We start from the raw sequence: 22,675 nt of genomic DNA on the forward strand, positions 1-22,675 counted from the left end.
CGGCGGTCCGGCAGGCGAAGGGGACGGATGATCGACGCGTACGCGGATCCGGGAACACCGGACCGCCGGGGCGGCTGGCGGTTCCTGTGGTGGCTGGTCACCCGGCAGGCGGGCCGCTCACTGACGGGCGCGGTGGTCGCCACCGTGTGGATGGGGCTCACGGCGCTGACGCCGTATCTGCTGTCCCGGGCGATCGACGACGGTCTGGAGCCGGGCGACGGGACGGCGCTGGCCGGCTGGACGGCCGCCGTGCTGGGTGCGGGCGTGTTCAACGCCTGGCTCGGCGTCGTACGGCACCGCACGATGACCAAGGTCCGGATGGACGCCAACTTCCGTACGGTCAAGGTCGTGGTCGAGCACGCGGCCCGGCTCGGCGCGGCGCTCTCGCGGCAGATCGGGGCCGGGGAGGTCGTCACGGTCGGCGTCGGTGACGTGCAGACGATCAGCACGTCGCTGACCGTCGTCGGGCCCGGTCTGGCCGCGGTCGTCACCTACGCCGTGGTCGCCGCGCTGCTGCTGCCGGTCTCGGTGACGCTGTCCCTGGTGATCCTGCTCGGGGTGCCGCTGATCGCCGTTCTCGTCGGGCCGCTGATGGGCCGGCTCCAGGGGACCGAGACGGGGTACCGCGAACGGCAGGCCGTGCTGACGGCCCGGATCGGCGATCTCGCGGCCGGCCTGCGCGTCCTGAACGGGCTCGGCGGCAAGGGGCTGTTCGCGGACGCGTTCCGCCGCGACTCGCAGGAGCTGCGGGAACAGGGGTACCGCGTCGGCGCGGTCACCAGCTGGATCCAGTCGCTGGGCATGGGACTGCCGACCCTCTTCCTGGCCGTGGTGACCTGGATCGCGGCCCGGCTGGCCGCCCAAGGAGCCATCACCATCGGCGAGTTGGTCTCCGTGTACGGCTATGTCGCGGTCCTCGTCCTGCCGGTGTACTTCTTCATCGACTGCGCCTACGAACTCTCCCGGGCCGTGGTCGCGGCCCGGCGCGTCGTACGGTTCCTGTCGCTGGAGCCCGTCACCGGACCGTCAAAGGCGCTGGACGGCCCGGGGTTCCCGGCCGTGCTGCACGATCCGGAGTCCGGGGTCCGGGTGGTCCCGGGGAAGCTGACCGCGCTGGCCGGGGCCCGCCCCGCGGAGTCCGAGGCCGTGGTCGACCGTCTCGGCCGGTACGCCGCGTCGGACGTGACCTGGGGCGGCGTACGCCTGGACGAGGTCGCCCTGCCCCAGGTCCGCGAACGGATCCTGGTCGCCGACAACGAGGCCGACCTGTTCGCGGGCACCCTGCGCGAGCTTGTCCGAGGACGCCGGGACCCTGATGAGGAGACCCTGGCCCGGGCCGTGCGCACGGCCGCCGCCGACGACATCGTCCTCGGCCTGCCGGGCGGTCTCGACTCGCCCGTCGACGCGCAGGGCCGCAGCCTGTCCGGCGGGCAGCGGCAGCGGGTGCGGCTCGTGCGCGCGCTGCTCGCCGACCCGGAGGTGCTGCTCGCCCTCGAACCGACCTCCGCGCTCGACGCCCACACCGAGGCGGCCGTCGCGACCCGGCTGCGCGCCGCGCGCTCGGGCCGTACGACCGTCGTGACCAGCACGTCGCCGCTCGTGCTGGACCGCGCGGACACCGTCTGCTTCCTGGTCGACGGCAAGACCGCGGCGATGGGCACCCACCGCGAACTCCTCAGAACGGAACCGGGTTACCGGGCCCTGGTGGCCCGTGACATGGAGCCGGACACCGACGCGGGCCCGGCGGCGGACCCGGACGCGGAGACAGGCATGGAGACGGACACCCGTCCGGTGGCGGACGCCGGAACGACGGCCGACGCGGGCCCGGCGGCCGACGCCGGTCCGGCGGGCGGCGCGGGCCCGGCGGCGGACGCGGACGAGGAGGTCATGTCGTGAGCGGCCGTCTGCCGGTCGCCGGGCGGGCCGAGGTGCGGCGGGCGGCCGTACGGCTGATCCGGGCGGACGGGCGGGTGTTCGCCGCCGTGCTCGGTCTCAACGCGCTGGCCGCCGCGGCCGGTCTGGTCGGCCCCTGGCTGCTCGGCCGGATGATCGACGACGTACGGAGCGGCGCCGGGGTGGAGGCGGTGGACGGGCCCGCGCTCGTCATCCTCGTGTCCGCGGTGGCCCAGCTGCTGCTGGCACGCTGGGCCCGCTACGTGGGGCACCGGTTCGGGGAGCGGACGCTCGCGCGGGTGCGGGAGGAGTTCGTGGAGCGGACGCTGACGCTGCCCGCGTCGATCGTGGAGCGGGCGGGCACCGGCGATCTGACGGCGCGCGGCACCGCGGACGTCACCGTGGTGGGCAACATGCTGCGCGACGCGGGCCCCCAGCTGATGATCTCCGGCGCGCAGGCCCTGTTCGTCCTCGTCGCCGTCTTCGCCATCGATCCGATGCTCGGCGGCTGCGGGGTGCTGGGCCTGGCCGGTATCGGGTTCGCGCTGCGCTGGTATCTGCGCCGGGCGCGCACGGCCTATCTCGCCGAGGGCGCCGCCACTTCGGAGGTCGCCGAGATCCTCGCGGCCACCGCGTCCGGCGCCCGCACGGTGGAGGCGTTCGGGCTGGGCGGGCGCCGGATCGGGGCGAGCCGGGACGCGCTGGAGGTCTCCCGGGTGAGCCGGATGCGGACCCTGTTCCTGCGCAGTGTGTTCTTCCCGGCCGTGGACATCTCGTACATCGTCCCGGTGGTCACCGTGCTCCTGGTGGGCGGCGCGCTGCACGCCCGGGGCACGCTGAGCCTCGGCACGGTGGTCGCCGCGACGCTCTATCTGCACCGGCTCGCCGAGCCGCTCGACCAGATCCTGAACCAGGTCGAGCAACTGCAGAGCAGCGGAGCCTCGTTCGCCCGCGTGGAGGGCCTGGCCCGCGCACCGCGCGCCGTCCCGGCCGGTTCGCCCGCGCCGGAGGACGACCGCATCGACGTCACTGGCGTCCGGTACGCGTACGACCGCGGCGGTGAGGTGCTGCGCGGGGTCGACCTGACGGTGCGGCCCGGGGAGCGACTGGCCGTCGTGGGGCCCTCCGGCGCCGGGAAGACCACCCTGAGCAGACTGCTGGCGGGGGTCGACGCTCCGGGCAGCGGGACGGTGACGGTCGGAGGGGTGCCGGTCGTCGACCTCGACCCCGAACAGCTGCGCCGGCAGGTCGTCCTCGTCACCCAGGAGCACCATGTGTTCCTCGGCACCGTCCGCGACAACCTGCTCATCGCCGAACCCGCCGCCGAGGACGCCGAGTTGCGGGCCGCGCTCGCGGCGGTCGGCGCCGACGACTGGGCGGCGGAGCTCCCGGACGGGCTGGACACCGAGCTGGGTCCCGAGGCCCTCCCCGTCGACGGCTCACGCGCCCAGCAACTGGCGCTGGCCCGGGTGGTGCTGGCGGACCCGCACACCCTGATCCTCGACGAGGCCACGGCGCTCCTCGACCCGACGACCGCCCGGCACACGGAGCGCGCCCTTGCCGCCGTCCTCGAAGGCCGCACCGTCATCGCCATCGCCCACCGGCTGCACACCGCGCACGACGCCGACCGGGTGGCGGTGATGGAGGACGGCCGTCTGACCGAACTGGGCACGCACGAGGACCTGGTGGCGGCCGACGGCGCCTACGCGGCGCTGTGGCGCTCGTGGCACGGGGAGCGACGGCCCGCCGACGGCTGAACGGGGGACGCCGCCCCCGTTTGCCCGGTGCCCCCTAGGGCTTGTCCCCGATTCCCGTGAACCGGGTCCCCGGCTAGCCTCGCAAGCAGTGGCGCTCCTCCGGCCAGCCGATCAACTTCCGCACCTCAGGGGTGCTTTACGGAGTTCCGATGAAAGCGATCGCCCAGGACCGGTACGGCTCTCCCGACGCCCTTGAGCTGCGGGAGGTCGACAAGCCCGTGCCGGCCGGGAACCAGGTGCTGGTGCGGGTGGAGGCGGTCTCCCTCAACGCGTACGACTGGCACCACCTGCGCGGCGATCCATATCTGGCCCGGCTGACGTTCGGTGTCCGCCGGCCCAAGCAGCGGGTCCTGGGGCGGGACTTCGCGGGCCGGGTGGAAGCGGTGGGCGCCGACGTGAAGCGGCTGCGTCCCGGGGACGATGTGTTCGGTGAGGCCGAGGGGGCGTTCGCCGAGTACGTGTGCGCGCCGGAGGACGTGGTGGAGACGAAGCCGGCGGGTCTGACCTTCGAGCAGGCCGCCGCGCTGCCGCTGGCGGGGAACACCGCTCTCGTCGGGCTGCGCGACGTGGCTCCGCTGCGGCCCGGGCTGCGGGTGCTCGTCAACGGCGCGTCGGGCGGCGTCGGCACCTTCGCCGTGCAGATCGCCAAGGCGTACGGCGCGGAGGTGACCGGCGTGTGCAGCGCGCGGAACGCGGACCTGGTGCGGTCGCTCGGCGCGGACCGCGTGATCGACTACGCCGCGGTGGACTTCACCCGTGAGGGGCGGCGTTACGACGTCGTGTTCGACCTGGTGGGCAACCGCTCCCTGACCGCGTTCCGGCGCGCGCTGACACCCACGGGCACGCTCGTGCTGTCCGGCGGCGGGGTGTCCGAGGGCGGCAGCCTCTTCGGGCCGATGGGGCTCCTCCTGAGGGGCCCGGCGCTGTCGCGCTTCGTCGGCCATCGGATCCTCACCTTCTCCGCTACGCAGTCCGGGGAGAACCTCGCAACCCTGCGGGAACTGGTCGAATCCGGAAAGGTCGCCCCGGTCGTCGACCGGACGTACGCGTCCCTGGCCGAGGTGCCGGAAGCGATCCGCTACCTGGAAGTGGAGCACGCCCGGGCGAAGGTCGTCGTCACGGTGTGAGCCCTGCCGCCGGCCGGGCGGCCGGCGCGGCACGCGCGCCACGGGTCCTCGACTCCCCGCAGGTCGGCGGGGATCCGGTCCCCTCGCGGACTCCCTCCGCGAGGGGTCCGACCGTTGCGGCGCGGTTCCCGGCGCGTGTCCGAGGAACGAATTCCTCCTCACATCCGACGGAAGACCGGCACACCGCCCGGAGGACAGTTCGTTTACCGAACATGGCGCCCCGGTCAACGAACCGTTTCCGGCCAATGTGCTGACGCGGTCCTGACAGAAAGCGTCGTCTCCTGCCACTCTTCCCTCGGCTACTTCACAGCAACCTCACAGCTACGTCCGCTGTGTCGTGCCGAACGACCCCATGCACCTGGTTCCGCGTACGCCCAGTTCTGCCCGGACGGGTCACCCATCGTCCGGTCTCCCCTGGCCGCGCGACCCGCGGCCATGCAGAAGGAGTCAGTGTTGAGCAGCAGTTCTCCCCACAGACGCACCTCCCACATCACCAAGCGCCGCATCGCCGGTGTCGCCCTCGTCGGCGTCTCCGCCCTGCTGGCCGCGGCCGTCCAGTCGGGCGCCGCGAGCGCCGCCCCGGAGCAGGCTCCCCGGGCGGGCAGGATCAACCCGGGCGCCGTCGCCATGAAGCTCACCGCCTCGCAGCGCGCCGAGCTGATACGCGACGCCGACACGGCCAAGGCGGCCACCGCCAAGGACCTGGGCCTCGCCGCCGGCGAGAGCCTCGTCGCCCGTGACGTCATCAAGGACCACGACGGCACCGTCCACACCCGCTACGAGCGGACGTACGAAGGACTGCCGGTCCTCGGCGGCGACCTGGTCGTCGACACCGCCAAGTCCGGGAAGACCGGGCACGTCTACAAGGCCACCAAGGCCGCCCTCAAGGTCGCCACCCTCAAGCCGACGGTCGCCGCCGCCACGGCGGAGAAGCAGGCCCTGTCCGCCGCCAAGGCCGCCGGTTCGAAGCGCACCGACGCCGACCGCGCGCCCCGCAAGGTGATCTGGGCGGCGAGCGGCAAGCCGACCCTCGCCTACGAGACCGTCGTCGGCGGCTTCCAGGACGACGGCACCCCGAACGAGCTGCACGTCATCACCGACGCCGTCACCGGCAAGAAGCTCTACTCGTGGCAGGGCATCAAGAACGGCATCGGCAACACCCAGTACAGCGGCCAGGTGACCCTGACGACCACGCAGTCGGGCTCCACCTACACGCTGAACGACGGTGCGCGCGGCGCCCACAAGACGTACAACCTGAACCGCGGCACGTCGGGCACCGGCACGCTGTTCTCGCAGACGAGCGACACCTGGGGCAACGGCACCACGTCGAACGCCGCGACGGCCGGCGCCGACGCCCACTACGGCGCCGCGGAGACCTGGGACTTCTACAAGAACACCTTCGGTCGCAGCGGCATCAAGAACAACGGCGTGGGAGCGTACTCGCGCGTCCACTACGGCAACGCGTACGTCAACGCGTTCTGGGACGACAGCTGCTTCTGCATGACCTACGGCGACGGGTCCGGGAACGCCGACCCGCTGACCTCGCTGGACGTGGCCGGCCACGAGATGAGCCACGGCGTCACCTCCAACACCGCGGGCCTGAACTACTCGGGCGAGTCCGGCGGTCTGAACGAGGCGACCTCCGACATCTTCGGCACCGGCGTCGAGTTCTACGCCAACAACTCCTCCGACGTGGGCGACTACCTCATCGGCGAGAAGATCGACATCAACGGCGACGGCACCCCGCTGCGCTACATGGACAAGCCCAGCAAGGACGGCGGCTCCAAGGACTCCTGGTACTCCGGTGTCGGCAACGTCGACGTGCACTACTCGTCCGGCGTCGCGAACCACTTCTTCTACCTGCTGAGCGAAGGCAGCGGCGCCAAGGTCATCAACGGCGTCAGCTACAACTCGCCCACCTCCGACGGGCTTCCGGTCACCGGCATCGGCCGCGACAAGGCCCTGCAGATCTGGTACCGCGCGCTCACCACCAAGTTCGTGTCGACCACCAACTACGCGGCGGCCCGCACCGGCACGCTCGCGGCGGCGGGTGAGCTGTACGGCACGACGAGCGCCGAGTACACGGCGGTGCAGAACGCCTGGGCGGCCGTGAACGTCGGTTCACGTCCGGGCGGTGGCGGCGGTGGCGGTACGTCGTTCGAGAACACGGCCGACGTATCGATTCCGGACAACGGCGCGGCGGTCACCTCGTCGGTCACGGTCAGCGGCCGTACCGGCAACGCCCCGTCGAACCTCGCGGTCGCCGTGGACATCGTGCACACCTGGCGCGGTGACCTGGTGATCGATCTGGTGGCCCCCGACGGCTCGACGTACCGCCTGAAGAACTTCAGCTCGTCCGACTCGGCGGACAACGTGAACGCGACCTACACGGTCAACGCGTCCTCCGAAGTGGCCAACGGCACCTGGAAACTGAAGGTCCAGGACCAGGCGGCCCAGGACACCGGCTACATCAACAGCTGGAAACTGACCTTCCCGTAGACCGCGGCGGAAGCCTGCGCGAAGGCAGAACCCCAGGGCGCCGTCCCGGAGATTCGACTCTCCGGGGCGGCGCCCTCCTTTGCCCTCAAGGAGGTTTGCTTTGACCCTTCCTTGACGGCGACCGACAAGGCGCCCGGCCACCCGACTGTTCACCTGATCGACGATTTTCAGCCAAGGTCTTTATGGACTCCTGACATGTACGCGCCTGGGATGGCACGCTTCCACCGCACGGCTCACCCGCACCGCAACTTCACCATCGTCCCTCCGGCCACCCCACGCCGTACGGACGCCCCCACAAGAAGGAGCTTGCGTGACTCCCCTCTACGCGCGTCACAAGCGCACCACTCTGGCCATCGCCACCGCAGTCGCGGCCGGAGCCCTGCTCACCACCGGTCTGACCACCGGTGCCGCCGCCCAGACCGCGGCGGTCTCGTCCGGCAAGACCACCCCCCTCGCCGGTTCGCCCGTCCTGCTCTCCAACTCCGCGCGCACCGCGCTCATCCAGAAGGCCGACGCCGCCACGGCGGAGACGGCCCAGCAGATAGGCCTCGGTGCCAAGGAGAAGCTGGTCGTCAGAGACGTCGTCAAGGACGCCGACGGCACCGTCCACACCCGCTACGAACGCACCTACAACGGGCTTCCGGTCCTCGGCGGCGACCTCGTCGTCCACGAGACCAAGGCCGGCAAGACCGAGGGCGTGACGAAGGCGACGAAGACGGCCATCAAGGTCGCCTCGCTCAAGCCGCTGGTCACGACCGCGAAGGCCGAGAAGCAGGCGCTCACCGCGGCCAAGACCGCCGGCTCGGAGAAGACGACCGCCGACAAGGCGCCCCGCAAGGTGATCTGGGCCGCGAGCGGCAAGCCGACCCTCGCCTACGAGACCGTCGTCGGCGGCCTCCAGGACGACGGCACCCCCAACGAGCTGCACGTCATCACCGACGCCGCCACCGGCAAGAAGCTCTACGAGTACCAGGGCATCGAGACCGGCACCGGCAAGAGCCTCTACTCGGGCACGGTCACCCTCAACACGACCCTGTCGGGCTCGACGTACCAGCTGACCGACGGCACCCGCGGCAGCCACAAGACGTACAACAAGTCGCACACCACCAGCTCCTCCGCGGGCACGCTGTTCACCGACGCGGACGACGTGTGGGGCACCGGCGCGGCCTCCAGCTCGACCACCGACCAGACCGCGGCCGTCGACGCCGCCTACGGCGCGCAGGCGACCTGGGACTTCTACAAGAACACCTTCGGCCGCAGCGGTATCAAGAACAACGGTGTCGCGGCCTACTCCCGCGTCCACTACGGCAACGCGTACGTCAACGCGTTCTGGGACGACAGCTGCTTCTGCATGACGTACGGCGACGGCTCGGGCAACACGCACCCGCTGACCTCGCTGGACGTGGCCGGCCACGAGATGAGCCACGGCGTCACCGCCAACACCGCGGGCCTGAACTACTCGGGCGAGTCCGGCGGTCTGAACGAGGCGACCTCCGACATCTTCGGCACCGGCGTCGAGTTCGCCGCGGCGAACTCCTCCGACGTGGGTGACTACCTCATCGGCGAGAAGATCAACATCAACGGTGACGGCACCCCGCTGCGCTACATGGACAAGCCCAGCAAGGACGGCGGTTCCAAGGACTCCTGGTCCTCCACCCTCGGCAACCTGGACGTGCACTACTCGTCCGGCGTCGCGAACCACTTCTTCTACCTCCTCTCGGAGGGCAGCGGTTCGAAGACGATCAACGGGGTCAGCTACAACTCCCCGACGTCCAACGGCACCACGGTCACCGGCATCGGCCGGGCCAAGGCGCTGCAGATCTGGTACAAGGCGCTGACGACCTACATGACGTCGACGACCAAGTACGCGGGCGCCCGCACGGCCACGCTCTCCGCGGCGTCGGCCCTGTACGGCTCCACGAGCACGGAGTACAAGACGGTGGCCGCCGCCTGGTCCGCGGTCAACGTCGCCTAGCGAGCGCGTAGCCGAACAGAGGCGGCACCCGGGGAAGGACAGTCCCGGGTGCCGCCTTACTCTTGCCCCCATGCCCTACACGTACGAGGACGTGGGCGCGACCCGCGAGGATCGCTGCCCGCCGGGCTTCCACCGACTGCATGTCCGCTTCCGGATCGGCGAGGGCGAGGCCGTCTTCCGGCGCGCCTCCGAAGCCCTGATGACCTGGGAGCTGCACCGTGCCATGGGTATCGGCATGGTCTCCGACGCCGACAAGGCGGCTCCGGGCGTCGACGTCACCGTCGGTCTCGGCCCGATCAAGGCCCCCTGCCGCGTGGTCTGGACGGCGGAGGAACCCCGGCGCACCGCCTGGGCCTACGGAACGCTGTCCGGCCACCCCGAGTGCGGCGAGGAAGCCTTCGTCGTCTCCCGTACCGGCGACGGCACCGTCTGGCTGACGATCACGGCCTTCAGCCGCGCGGTCAAGTGGTACGCCCGCGCGGGCGGCGCCGCGACGAGAGGACTCCAGCACGCGTACGCCCAGCGGTGCGGGAAGGTGCTGCGGAGGTTGTGCGCGGGGCTGGACAGCTGAACCCGGAGGCAGGTGTGCACAGCCCCGCGGGGCGGCGGACGCCGGAGTGATTCCGGCGGGGTGACCGATGTGACCGATGCCGGACGGGTGTGCCGGGGACGGCCCGGCGTCGGGCGGCCCGAAGGCGAGCCGTGGCGTGCGGCTCGCCCCCGGCGGTGTCCCGCCCGCGCCTCACCGCATCAGCAGACCCGCCCCCTCCCCCATCTCCTCCGACGGCACCGCCAGCAGGCCGAGTTCCGCGCCGGAGGCCAGTAGGCGGTGGGTCGGCAGGATGCGGACCGTGTAGCCGAAGGGGCCCGTGCGGTCGAGGGACAGCGGGCCCTCGTACACCCAGCGGCCCTCGAGGTCGGGGCCGCCGGCCGGTTTCAGCGGGACGCAGACCGCGTCGCCGATGCGGTCGTCGGTGTCGACGCGGCCCGCGACCGCCTGGACCTCCACGTCGTCGGGGGCGAGGTCGCCGAGGCCGACGCGCACGCGCAGCGACAGGGTGGTGCCGAGTTCGGCGGTCGTGGTGGCCGAGGACGCCTCGACATGGTCGACGGTGACATGCGGCCAGGCGGCGCGGACACGTGACTTCCACGTGGCCAGTTCGCGGGCCGTCTCGGCGGTGAGGGACCGGTGGGCCTGGGCGGCGGGGGCGTACAGGCGCTCCACGTACTCACGCACCATCCGGCCGGCCAGGACCTTCGGGCCGAGGTGGGTCAGCGTCTGGCGGACCATCTCGATCCAGCGGTCGGGCAGACCGTGCTGCCCCCGGTCGTAGAAGCGGGGGGCCACCCGCTGTTCGAGGAGGTCGTAGAGGGCCCCGGCCTCCAGCTCGTCACGGCGGTCGTCGTCGGTCGCGGTGCCGTCCGCGGTCGGGATCGCCCAGCCGAAGTCGGGCTGGAACCACTCGTCCCACCAGCCGTCCAGGACGGAGAGGTTGAGGCAGCCGTTGAGCGCCGCCTTCATACCGCTCGTGCCGCACGCCTCCAGCGGGCGCAGCGGATTGTTGAGCCAGATGTCGCAGCCCGGATACAGCTTCTGTGCCATCGCCATGCCGTAGTCGGGCAGGAAGACGATCCGGTGACGCACCCGGGGGTCGTCGGCGAATTTGACCAGCTCCTGGATCAGCCGCTTCCCGCCGTCGTCGGCGGGGTGGGCCTTGCCCGCCACCACGATCTGGACCGGCCGCTCGGTGTGCAGCAGCAGATCCATGAGCCGGTCGCGGTCGCGCAGCATGAGGGTCAGCCGTTTGTACGAGGGGACCCGGCGCGCGAAGCCGATGGTGAGCACGTCGGGGTCCAGCACCCCGTCGATCCAGCCGAGTTCGGCGGTGCCGGCGCCCCGCTGGCGCCAGGAGGCCCGGAGTCGGTCCCTCACCTCCAGCACCAGCTGTTCCCGCAGCACCCGTCGCAGGTCCCAGATCTCCTGGTCGGCGATCTCGGCCACCGCGTCCCACCGGTCCGAGCCGCCGACGGTCAGCGCGTCCTCGGTGCGCTGCGCGCCGATCTGCCGGGCACCGAGGCGGAAGACCTCGGGCGCCACCCAGGTCGGCGCGTGGACGCCGTTGGTGACCGAGGTGATCGGCACCTCCTCGGGGTCGAAGCCCGGCCAGAGCCCGGAGAACATCTCCCGGCTGACCTGGCCGTGCAGCAGCGAGACCCCGTTCGCCCGCTGGCCGAGCCGCAGGCCCATCACGGCCATGTTGAAGAGGTTCGGCTCGCCTCCGGCGTAGGTCTCCATGCCGAGGGCGAGGATGCGCCCCACGTCGATGCGCGGGAGTTCGGCGTCGGGGCCGAAGTGGCGGGCGACCAGTTCCCGGTCGAAGCGGTCGATGCCGGCGGGTACCGGGGTGTGGGTGGTGAAGACCGTGCCGGCCCTGACCGCCTCCAGCGAGGACGCGAAGTCCAGCCCCTCGTCGGCGAGTTCGGCGATCCGCTCCAGGCCGAGGAACCCCGCGTGCCCCTCGTTGGTGTGGAACACCTCGGGCTGCGGATGCCCGGTCAGACGGCAGTACGTCCGGACCGCGCGCACCCCTCCTATACCGAGCAGCATCTCCTGGAGCAGCCGGTGCTCGCTGCCGCCGCCGTACAGCCGGTCGGTGACTCCGCGTTCGCCGAGGTCGTTCTCCTCGACGTCGGAGTCGAGCATGAGCAGCGGGACGCGGCCGACCTGGGCCAGCCAGACCCGGGCGTGCAGCGCGCGGCCGCCGGGCAGGGCGAGGGAGACCTGGGCGGGCGTGCCGTCGTCGTCGCGCAGGGGCACCACGGGCAGTTCGTTGGGGTCGAGGACCGGATAGTGCTCCTGCTGCCAGCCGTCGCGGGACAGGGACTGGCGGAAGTAGCCGTGCCGGTAGAGCAGGCCCACGCCGATCAGCGGGGCACCGAGGTCGCTGGCCGCCTTGAGATGGTCGCCGGCGAGGATGCCGAGGCCCCCGGAGTACTGCGGCAGCGCGGCGGTGATGCCGAACTCGGGCGAGAAGTAGGCGATGGCGGCGGGCAGGTCGGAGGTCTGTGTCTGGTACCAGCGGTCACCGGTCACGTACTCGCGCAGGTCGTCGGAGACCTCGCCGAGGCGGCGAAGGAACCGGCTGTCCTGCGTGAGCTCCGTGAGCCGTCCGGCCGACACGCTGCCGAGCAGGCGTACGGGGTCGCCGCCGGACGCGGTCCAGCGCTCCGGGTCGACGGACTGGAAGAGGTCGCGGGTCTCGGCATGCCAGGACCAGCGGAGGTTGCGTGCCAGGTCACTGAGCGGGTGAAGGACTTCGGGGAGAACGGGTCGGACGGTGAATCTGCGGATCGCCTTCACGAGTTCCACCTTCACGGAGGACGTACGCGGCAGAGGGACGCACGGCGTTGTGCGGCCTTCGTCACCCACGACGGTAGCGGCGAGGGTGCCTTCGCGACACGGCGCATCGCGGCACGACCCCCGGATCGGATCGACCGGGTGACATCGGCGGGAAGGCGTGTTACATCGGCGAGAAGCCGGGTTACGTCGGCGAGAAATCGACGCAACCTTCACGGACAGCCATGGACACACCCGTGGGCGGTATGGCCGATTCCGCCCTCCTGGGCGGCCTTGTGGTGCTTCGCGCCGCACGAGAGGCTGCCAGGTGACGTACGGCCGGGCCCTGCCCAGAACGGCCGGCTCCGGCCTGCGTACGTCGACTTGAGGAGGGGAACTCCAGTCATGGCACGGACGAGGAAGTGGCGTCTGCGCTGGGCGGCGGGTCTCACCGCGGTCACGACGGCCGCGGTGCTTTCGGCCATCGCCCCGCCCGCGCAGGCGGCCCCGGAGGGGCAGATACGCGGAGCCGGTCTCCCGGGCTCCGTCGGCGGGAGCTACATCGTGACGCTCAAAGGGGGTACGCGGGCTCCGTCTCCGGCGGGCACGGGCATCGCCGAGCGGTACGGGGCGAGAATCAGCCACACGTACGGAACGGCCCTCAACGGCTTCGCCGTGCGGGCCGAGGAGAGACAGGCCAGACGGCTCGCCGCGGACCCCCGCGTGGCCTCGGTCGTCCAGGACACCCGGGTGGCGCTCGACGGTGTCCAGAGAAACCCGCCCTCGTGGGGCCTGGACCGGATCGACCAGCCGGGCCGGCCGCTCGACAAGCGCTACACGGCGCCGGGATCGGCGGGCTCGGGGGTGACCGTGTACGTCATCGACACCGGCATCCGCGTCACCCACCGGGACTTCGGGGGCCGGGCGGCCGACGGCTGGGACTTCGTCGACGACGACAGGACCGCGCGGGACGGCAACGGCCACGGCACCCATGTGGCCGGAACCGTCGCGGGCACCGCGTACGGCGTCGCCAAGAAGGCCAGGGTCGTCGGCGTCCGTGTCCTCGACGACCAGGGGGCCGGTTCCACCGCCCAGGTCATCGCCGGCATCGACTGGGTCACCCGGCACGCGAGGAAGCCGGCCGTGGCCAACCTCAGTCTGGGCGGGTACGCCAACACCCAGCTGGACGCGGCCGTCCGCAACTCCATCGCCTCCGGTGTGACCTACACGGTCGCGGCCGGCAACGACGGTCTGCCGGCCTCGCTCTACTCCCCGGCCCGGGTCGCCCAGGCCGTCACGGTGGGCGCGAGCGACCGGACCGACGCGCGGGCGAGCTTCTCGAACACCGGGTCGGCGCTCGACCTCTTCGCGCCGGGGGTCGCGATCACGTCGACTTCGTACACCGGCGACACGGCGAAAGCGACGTACTCCGGCACGTCGATGGCGAGCCCGCACGCCGCCGGCGCGGCCGCGCTGTATCTGGCGGGTCATCCGCGGGCCACACCGGCCCAGGTGGCGAAAGCGCTGGTGAAGCGGGCGGCCTCGGGAAAGGTGTCGGGCGTCGGCCCGGGTTCACCGAACAAACTCCTGCGGGTCGGCTGACCCAGGTGGAACGCTGGTACAACCAGGGTGATTCGGCCACACCGCACCGGCCTCGCCTGCCCGGGACGAGGCCGGTCTTGTGTGTAGACATACGCGTGAGTAGTTAACAAAGTGCCGGAATGCTCACCCGCATAGGGTGGGAAGGCTCCCCCGGTACACCCGCAGGCCCCACCTCCCCACACCCTCATCCGCCCACCCACGTTGACGCGGACAGGAGCGGTCATGCCCGCCACGCACCACACGTCGCCACCCACGACGACCACCCCCGAGACCCCCCGAACACGCAAGGCCGATGCCGGTCCCCGTACCCCGGAGAAACCCTCCGCCGCCCCCGGCGGCGGCAGCCCGGCCGCCGCCGACGCGGCGGCGGCCACCACCGCCCCGGGCACCGGCACCTCCGCTCCCGCCACGTCCGACCCCGGCACGTCCGATCCCGGCACGTCGGCCCCCCGCGCCGCCGCTCCCAAGCCCAAGGCCAAGACCAAGACAGGCGGGTCCGTTCCGAAGGCAGGCAGGGCCGCGCCCAAGAAGAGCAGGGCCGCCGTCCCCGCCACGCGCACTGCCGATACCCCGGCCGCCTCCGCCGTCACCGCGGCGACGGCCGTCGGGCGCATCCCCGTCCTCGACGTCCGCCCGGTCGTGCAGCACGGGCGCCGTCCCGCGAAGGCGGTGGTGGACGAGGAGTTCGAGGTCTCGGCCACGGTCTTCCGCGAGGGCCATGACGCGGTCGCCGCGAATGTCGTCCTGCGCGACCCGGACGGCCACCCCGGCCCGTGGGCGCCGATGCGCGAGCTCGCCCCCGGCACCGACCGCTGGGGCGCCACGGTGAGCGCCGGCAAGGAAGGCCGCTGGACGTACACGGTGGAGGCGTGGGGGGACCCGATCGCCACCTGGCGGCATCACGCGGGGATCAAGATCCCGGCCGGGATGGACACGGAACTGGTGCTGGAGGAGGGCGCCCTGCTGTACGAGCGGGCGGTCGCCGCCCTGCCGAAGGGGCAAAGGAGCAAGCGCCTCAGGGACACGGTCCTCGGTGCCGTCGACGCGTTGCGCGACACCGGCCGTCCCGTCGCCTCCCGGCTCGCCGCCGCCCTCACCCCCGAGGTGGACGAGGTGCTGGCGCGGCACCCGCTGCGCGACCTGGTGACGTCGTCCGAGCCGTTGCCGCTGCTGGTGGAGCGGGAGCGGGCGCTGTACGGCGCCTGGTACGAGTTCTTCCCGCGTTCGGAGAGCGGGCAGCTGGATCCACCGGCGCACGGAACGTTCCGTACCGCCGCCGAACGCCTGCCCGCGATCGCGGAGATGGGCTTCGACGTCGTCTACCTCCCGCCGATCCACCCCATCGGCACCACCTACCGCAAGGGACCGGACAACACCCTGTCGGCCACACCCGAGGACGTCGGGGTGCCCTGGGCCATCGGCTCCCCCGAGGGCGGCCACGACGCGATCCACCCCGACCTCGGCACCCTCGACGACTTCGACGCCTTCGTCCGCCGGGCCGCCTCGCTGAAGCTGGAGATCGCGCTCGACTTCGCGCTCCAGTGCTCCCCCGACCACCCCTGGGTGGAGAAGCACCCCGAGTGGTTCCACCACCGCCCCGACGGCACGATCGCCTACGCCGAGAACCCGCCCAAGAAGTACCAGGACATCTACCCCATCGCCTTCGACAAGGACATGCCCGGCCTGGTCCGCGAGACCGTCCGGGTGCTCCGCTTCTGGATGGACCACGGCGTCCGCATCTTCCGCGTCGACAACCCGCACACCAAACCGGTCGTCTTCTGGGAACAGGTCATCGCGGAGATCAACGGGACCGACCCCGACGTGATCTTCCTCGCGGAGGCCTTCACCCGCCCGGCGATGATGCACACGCTGGGGGCGGTCGGCTTCCAGCAGTCGTACACGTATTTCACCTGGCGCAACACCAAGCAGGAACTGACGGAGTACCTCACCGAGCTGTCCGGCGAGGCGGCCGCCTGCATGCGGCCCAACTTCTTCGTCAACACCCCCGACATCCTGCACGAGTTCCTCCAGCAGGGCGGTCGGCCCGCCTTCGAGCTGCGCGCGGTGCTCGCCGCCACCCTCTCCCCCACCTGGGGCATCTACAGCGGCTTCGAACTCTGCGAGAACGTCCCGCTGCGCGAGGGCAGCGAGGAGTATCTGCACTCCGAGAAGTACCAACTACGGCCACGGGACTGGGAGTCGGCGGAGTGTGACGGCCGGAGCATCGCGCCGTTGGTGAGCGCGCTCAACGCGGTCAGGCGGCGCAGTCCCGCACTGCGCCAACTGCGTGATCTGCACTTCCACCACGCCGACCAGGAGGCGGTGATCGCCTACTCGAAGTCCGTCACGGACGCGCGCGGTTCGAACACGGTTGTGGTGGTGGTCAACCTCGACCCCCACCACACCCAGGAGGCCACGGTCTCGTTGGACATGCCGCAACTCGGCCTGGACTGGCACGAGTCCGTACCGGTGCGCGACGAGCTCACCGGCGAGACCTACACCTGGGGCAGGACCAACTATGTGCGACTGGAGCCGGGACACCGGCCCGCGCACATCCTCACCGTCCTGCGACCGTCCTCACCGCAGATCGGAGGGTCACCCACCACATGATCGTCAATGAGCCCGTCCCGGATACGTTCGAGGACACCCCGGCCAAGGACCGCGATCCCGAGTGGTTCAAACGCGCCGTCTTCTACGAGGTCCTGGTCCGCTCCTTCCAGGACAGCAACGGCGACGGCATCGGCGACCTCAAGGGCCTGACCGCGAAGCTCGACTACCTCCAATGGCTCGGCGTCGACTGCCTGTGGCTGCCCCCGTTCTTCAAGTCACCGCTCCGCGACGGCGGCTACGACGTCTCCGACTACACCGCCGTCCTGCCCGAGTTCGGCGACCTCGCCGACTTCGTCGAGTTCGTCGACGCCGCCCACCAGCGCGGCATGCGCGTCATCATCGACTTCGTCATGAACCACACCAGCGACCAGCACCCGTGGTTCCAGGAGTCCCGCGCCAACCCCGACGGACCCTACGGCGACTACTACGTCTGGGCCGACGACGACAAGCAGTACCAGGACGCCCGGATCATCTTCGTCGACACCGAGGCCTCCAACTGGACCTTCGACCCGGTCCGCAAGCAGTACTACTGGCACCGCTTCTTCTCCCACCAGCCCGACCTCAACTACGAGAACCCCGCCGTCCAGGAGGAGATCGTCTCCGCGCTGCGGTTCTGGCTCGACCTGGGGATCGACGGCTTCCGGCTGGACGCGGTGCCGTATCTGTACCAGGTCGAGGGAACAAACTGCGAAAACCTTCCTGCCACCCACGAGTTCCTCAAGCGGGTGCGCAAGGAGATCGACACGCACTATCCGGACACGGTCCTGCTGGCCGAGGCGAACCAGTGGCCCGAGGACGTCGTCGACTACTTCGGCGACTTCCCCTCCGGCGGCGACGAATGCCACATGGCCTTCCACTTCCCCGTCATGCCCCGCATCTTCATGGCCGTCCGCCGCGAATCCCGCTACCCCGTCTCCGAGATCCTCGCGAAAACCCCGGCCATCCCGTCGAACTGCCAATGGGGCATCTTCCTGCGCAACCACGACGAGCTCACCCTCGAAATGGTCACCGACGAAGAACGCGACTACATGTACGCGGAATACGCCAAAGACCCGCGCATGCGCGCCAACATCGGCATCCGCCGCCGCCTCGCCCCCCTCCTCGACAACGACCGCAACCAGATCGAACTCTTCACCGCCCTGCTCCTGTCCCTGCCCGGCAGCCCGATCCTCTACTACGGCGACGAGATCGGCATGGGCGACAACATCTGGCTCGGCGACCGCGACGCGGTGCGCACCCCCATGCAGTGGACCCCCGACCGCAACGCCGGATTCTCCTCCAGCGACCCCGGCCGCCTCTTCCTCCCCACGATCATGGACCCCGTCTACGGCTACCAGGTCACCAACGTCGAGGCGTCCATGTCGTCGCCCTCCTCGCTGCTGCACTGGACCCGCCGCATGATCGAGATCCGCAAACAGAACAAGGCCTTCGGACTCGGCTCCTACACCGAACTCCCCTCCTCCAACCCCGCCGTCCTCGCCTTCCTGCGCGAGGCGCCTTCGAGCGAGGGCGAGGGGGACGACGATCTCGTCCTGTGTGTGCACAACTTCTCCCGTTTCGCGCAGCCCACCGAGCTGGATCTTCGCGAGTTCAACGACAGACACCCGGTCGAGCTGATCGGCGGCGTGCGATTCCCGGCCATCGGGGAACTGCCGTACTTGCTGACCCTCGCCGGTCACGGCTTCTACTGGTTCCGGCTCCGCAAGGACGCCGTCTAGAACCCTGGCGGCGGGGCGGTTTCCCCCGCCCCGCCCTGGGCACGCATCACTAGCACCCCGACTCGCCCGGTATCCGGGACCCCGGGTCACTGGGGAAAGGACGCGACGCCATGTCGGAAGCCGTAACCCACTCTGCCACGGCCCCGGTCGCACGCCCCGAGTTGCTCGCGTCACTCGATCCACTGCTGCGGGAATGGCTGCCCCGGCAGCGCTGGTTCGCGGGCAAAGGGCGTCCGGTGACCGGATTCTCACTGGTGGCCGCGGTGGAACTGCTGCCGCCCACAGCCCCGTTGGGCCTGATCCATCTGCTCGTACGCGCCCATCAGCCGCGCACGCCGACGCAGGGCGCCCCCTCCCGTCCCGGCGACTGCTACCAGCTGCTGATCGGTGTGCGCGAGGCGCTGCCGCCACGGCTCGCGCCCGCGCTGATCGGGCATCCCAAGGAGGGGCCGCTCGCCGGCCGGACGGTGTACGAGGCGCTGTACGACCCGCGCCCCGCCGGTGTCCTCCTGGAAGCCCTGCGCAGCGGGGCCCGCGTCGGTGACCTGCGCTTCGAGCACGACCGGCGCCAGGAGATACGGAAGGACCTGGTACCGCGCCTGGTGACGGCGGAGCAGTCCAACTCGTCGATCGTCTACGGAGATACGTTCATCCTGAAGGTGCTGCGCCGGGTCGTCCCCGGGGTCAACCCCGATCTGGAGCTTCCGCTGACGCTGGCCCGGGAGGGCTGCGCGCGGGTCCCGGCCCCCGCGGCCTGGATGCTCGCGGACCTCGACGCGGAGACCTATGTACTCGGCGTGCTCCAGCCGTTCGTGCAGGGCGCGGCCGACGGCTGGGAACTGGCGCTGCGCGAGCTGGCCAAGGGCGAGGACTTCTCCGCCGAGGCGCGGGCGCTGGGCCGGGCCACCGCCGAGGTGCACACGGCGCTCGCCCGGTCGCTGCCCACGGTCACGCTGGGCCACACGCAGATGCGGCCTCTCGTCGACGGCATGACCGAGCGGCTGGACGCCGCCGCACAGGCGGTGCCCGCGTTACGGCCCCACGCCCGCGCCCTGCGCACCGCGTTCGAGGCGCTGGGCGATCTGGCCGCCGAGGGGCATACCTGGACGGCTCAGCGCATCCACGGCGATCTGCATCTCGGCCAGTGCCTGCGCTCTCCCGACGGGGAATGGTCGCTCATCGACTTCGAGGGCGAGCCGTCGAAGCCGCTCGCCGAGCGCCGTATGCCCCAGCCCCCGGCGCGTGACATCGCGGGCATGCTCCGCTCCTTCGACTACGCGGCCCACTCCGTCCCCGGATCTCCCGGCTCCACGCGGGCAGGGGGGACCCCCGTCCCGCTGGTGCCCGGCTGGGCCGACACCTGCCGGGCCGCGTACTGCACCGGATACGCCGAGGTCAGCGGCCTCGACCCGCGCACGGACCCTGTCCTGCTGCGCGCCTTCGAGACGGACAAGGCGGTGTACGAGGTCGTGTACGAGGCCCGGCACCGCCCGGACTGGCTGCCGGTTCCCCTGGCGGCGGTACGGCGGCTGGCCGCGTCGCTCTGATCTCCCCCTGCCGTTCCCCAGCTCACCCTCCCGAGGAGGCCCTGCCCGTGACGCCCCGCCCCCCGTCCGACAGTCCGAAGAAGAACGGCGCGAAGAATCCGGCCGCCGCCAAGAAGACGCCGGCCGAGAAGGCAGCGGTCAAGAAGGCGGCCGAGGGGAAACCGGCGGCCGAGAAGACCACGGCCGGCAAGAAGTCCGCCGCGAAGAAGGCCCCGAAGAAGGCCACGAGGAAGGCGGTGACGGCCGTGGCGAAGATCCCGGAGCCCGCCGTCGGCGAGAACGCTCCCGCGGTCGGCGAGAATCCCATACCGTCCGGGAACGGTCCCGTACCGACCGGGAGCAGTCCCGTACCGACCGGGACAGGTCCCGCACCGGCCGAGAGCAGTCCCCCCGCCGGCTTCGAGGCTCCCGTCTTCGCCGGTGTCGGCCCGGCGGACCGGCAGCGGCTGCTCGACGGTACGCACCACGATCCGCACGGAGTGCTGGGCGCCCATCCGGTGCCGGGCGGCGTCGCCTTCCGGGCCTTCCGCCCGTACGCGCTCGGGGTCACCGTCGTCACGGACGACCTGCGTGCCGAACTGCGCGACGACGGGGACGGCTTCTTCTCCGGGCTGCTGCCGCTGCGCGCGGTCCCGGAGTCGTACCGGCTGCTCGTGGCGTACGAGGGGAAGGTGCTGGAGACCGAGGACGCCTACCGCTTCCTGCCGACGCTCGGTGACTTGGACCTGCATCTGCTCGGTGAGGGCCGGCACGAGGAGCTGTGGCGGGCGCTCGGCGCCGAACCGATGGAGCGACAGGGCGTCGCCGGAACGCGCTTCACCGTGTGGGCCCCCAACGCGCTGGGTGTCCGGCTGGCCGGCACCTTCAACTTCTGGGACAGCACGGGATATCCGATGCGGTCGCTCGGCTCCTCAGGGGTGTGGGAGCTGTTCGTGCCCGCGATAGGCGAGGGCGAGCTCTACAAGTTCGACATCACGCGGCCCGACGGTTCCCGCACGCAGCGCGCCGATCCGATGGCCCGCCGTACCGAGGCTCCGCCCAGCACGTCCTCGATCGTCCACGCCTCCCACCATGTGTGGCAGGACGCGGACTGGATGGCGAAGAGGGCCGCCCGGCCCGCCCACGAGGCGCCGTTCTCGGTGTACGAGGTCCATCTGCCGTCCTGGCGACCCGGCCTGACCTACCGTCAGCTTGCCGACCAGCTCCCCGCCTACGTCTCCGACCTCGGCTTCACCCACGTCGAGCTGATGCCGGTCGCCGAGCACCCCTTCGGGGGCTCCTGGGGATACCAGGTCACCGGCTTCTACGCCCCGACCGCGCGCCTGGGCACGCCCGACGACTTCAAGCACCTCGTCGACGCGCTCCACCGGGCCGGCGTCGGCGTCCTCATGGACTGGGTCCCCGCCCACTTCCCCCGCGACGACTGGGCCCTCGCCGAATTCGATGGACGCCCCCTGTATGAGCACGCCGACCCGCTCCGCGCCGACCACCCCGACTGGGGCACCCTCGAGTTCGACTACGGCCGCCGCGAGGTCCGCAACTTCCTCGTCGCCAACGCCACCTACTGGTGCGAGGAGTTCCACATCGACGGCCTGCGCGTCGACGCCGTCGCCTCCATGCTCTACCTCGACTACTCCCGCGAACCCGGCCAGTGGGTCCCCAACGAACACGGGGGCCGGGAGAACCTCGACGCCGTCGCGTTCCTCCAGGAGATGAACGCCACCGTCTACCGCCGCAACCCCGGCGTCGTCACCATCGCCGAGGAGTCCACCGCCTGGGACGGCGTCACCCGGGCCACTCATCACATCGGTCCCGGAGGCTTCGGCGGTCTGGGTTTCGGGCTGAAGTGGAACATGGGGTGGATGCACGACTCGCTGGACTACGTGTCCCACGAGCCGGTCCACCGCAAGTACCACCACGACGAGATGACGTTCTCGATGGTGTACGCCTACAGCGAGAACTACGTCCTGCCGATCTCCCACGACGAGGTCGTGCACGGCAAACGCTCACTGGTCTCCAAGATGCCCGGCGACTGGTGGCAGCAGCGCGCCAACCTGCGCGCCTACCTCGCCTTCATGTGGGCCCACCCCGGTAAACAACTCCTCTTCATGGGCCAGGAGTTCGCCCAGGGCGCCGAATGGTCGGAGGCCCACGGCCCGGACTGGTGGCTCCTCGACCCCGCCTACGGCGCCGAACCCGACCACCGCGGCGTCCGCGACCTCGTCCGCGACCTCAACACCACCTACCGGCACGAAGCCGCGCTCTGGGAACGCGACACCGACCCCGCCGGCTTCGCCTGGATCACCGGGGACTCCGCCGACGACAACGTCTTCGCGTTCCTGCGCCACGCCGCCGACGGCACCCCCCTGCTCGCCGTCTCCCACTTCTCCCCCGCCGTCCGGCACAACTACCGCCTCGGCGTCCCCGAGGACATCCCCGCCTGGCACGAGATCCTCAACACCGACAACCTCCGCTACGGCGGCGGCGACATCACCAACCCCGACCCCGTCAAACCGGAACCCCAGGGCTGGCACGGCCGTCCGGCCAGCATCCAGCTGACCCTGCCGCCGCTCGCGACGGTGTGGCTGCGCCCCGCCTAGCGCCTGTCCA

Annotated in this window: 12 protein-coding genes; 11 read left to right on the forward strand and 1 reads right to left on the reverse strand. The window is 71.1% G+C overall.

Annotated features, from left to right (window positions below):
* Positions 1 to 27: 27 nt before the first annotated feature.
* From OOK38_RS06025 to OOK38_RS06050, 6 genes are all read left to right on the forward strand, one after another.
* A complete protein-coding gene (locus OOK38_RS06025; protein ID WP_266762958.1) occupies positions 28 to 1,896 on the forward strand; it encodes an ABC transporter ATP-binding protein in 1,869 nt (622 codons plus the stop codon).
* A complete protein-coding gene (locus tag OOK38_RS06030) occupies positions 1,893 to 3,650 on the forward strand; it encodes an ABC transporter ATP-binding protein (RefSeq protein ID WP_266762956.1) in 1,758 nt (585 codons plus the stop codon). Before OOK38_RS06025 ends, OOK38_RS06030 begins: the two co-directional genes overlap by 4 nt.
* 149 nt (positions 3,651 to 3,799) lie before the next feature.
* Positions 3,800 to 4,777: an NAD(P)-dependent alcohol dehydrogenase gene (locus OOK38_RS06035; RefSeq protein ID WP_266762954.1), complete on the forward strand. Its 978-nt coding sequence runs from the start codon at positions 3,800 to 3,802 to the stop codon at positions 4,775 to 4,777.
* A 435-nt stretch (positions 4,778 to 5,212) separates the two neighbouring features.
* Positions 5,213 to 7,276, forward strand: coding sequence for a M4 family metallopeptidase (locus OOK38_RS06040; protein ID WP_266762952.1), 2,064 nt, complete (start codon positions 5,213 to 5,215; stop codon positions 7,274 to 7,276).
* Between the two features lie 310 nt (positions 7,277 to 7,586).
* Entirely contained in the window at positions 7,587 to 9,251 is a 1,665-nt protein-coding gene (locus OOK38_RS06045) for a M4 family metallopeptidase (RefSeq protein ID WP_266762950.1), read from the forward strand.
* A gap of 70 nt (positions 9,252 to 9,321) precedes the next feature.
* Positions 9,322 to 9,822, forward strand: a complete 501-nt coding sequence (locus OOK38_RS06050; RefSeq protein WP_266762948.1) for a DUF1990 family protein — start codon at positions 9,322 to 9,324, stop codon at positions 9,820 to 9,822.
* A gap of 171 nt (positions 9,823 to 9,993) precedes the next feature.
* On the opposite strand, the gene OOK38_RS06055 is transcribed toward OOK38_RS06050, so the two are convergent.
* Entirely contained in the window at positions 9,994 to 12,612 is a 2,619-nt protein-coding gene (locus tag OOK38_RS06055; protein ID WP_266848183.1) for a glycosyltransferase family 1 protein, read from the reverse strand.
* A 381-nt stretch (positions 12,613 to 12,993) separates the two neighbouring features.
* Between OOK38_RS06055 and OOK38_RS06060 the strand changes: the two genes are divergently transcribed.
* The 5 genes from OOK38_RS06060 (at position 12,994) to glgB (ending at position 22,665) form a co-directional block, all read left to right on the forward strand.
* Entirely contained in the window at positions 12,994 to 14,190 is a 1,197-nt protein-coding gene (locus OOK38_RS06060) for a S8 family peptidase (protein WP_266762944.1), read from the forward strand.
* 222 nt (positions 14,191 to 14,412) lie between these two features.
* Positions 14,413 to 16,800 carry an alpha-1,4-glucan--maltose-1-phosphate maltosyltransferase gene (locus OOK38_RS06065; protein ID WP_266762942.1) on the forward strand — a complete coding sequence of 796 codons (2,388 nt, stop codon included), beginning with the start codon at positions 14,413 to 14,415 and terminating at the stop codon, positions 16,798 to 16,800.
* A complete protein-coding gene (gene treS, locus OOK38_RS06070) occupies positions 16,797 to 18,518 on the forward strand; it encodes a maltose alpha-D-glucosyltransferase (protein ID WP_266762940.1) in 1,722 nt (573 codons plus the stop codon). Before OOK38_RS06065 ends, treS begins: the two co-directional genes overlap by 4 nt.
* Positions 18,519 to 18,628: 110 nt before the next feature.
* A complete protein-coding gene (locus OOK38_RS06075; protein ID WP_266762938.1) occupies positions 18,629 to 20,065 on the forward strand; it encodes a phosphotransferase in 1,437 nt (478 codons plus the stop codon).
* 47 nt (positions 20,066 to 20,112) lie between these two features.
* Positions 20,113 to 22,665, forward strand: coding sequence for a 1,4-alpha-glucan branching enzyme (gene glgB, locus OOK38_RS06080; RefSeq protein ID WP_266762936.1), 2,553 nt, complete (start codon positions 20,113 to 20,115; stop codon positions 22,663 to 22,665).
* Positions 22,666 to 22,675: the final 10 nt, after the last annotated feature.

It is taken from the genome of Streptomyces sp. NBC_00568 (genome assembly GCF_026341855.1).
Taxonomy (GTDB): Bacteria; Actinomycetota; Actinomycetes; order Streptomycetales; family Streptomycetaceae; genus Streptomyces.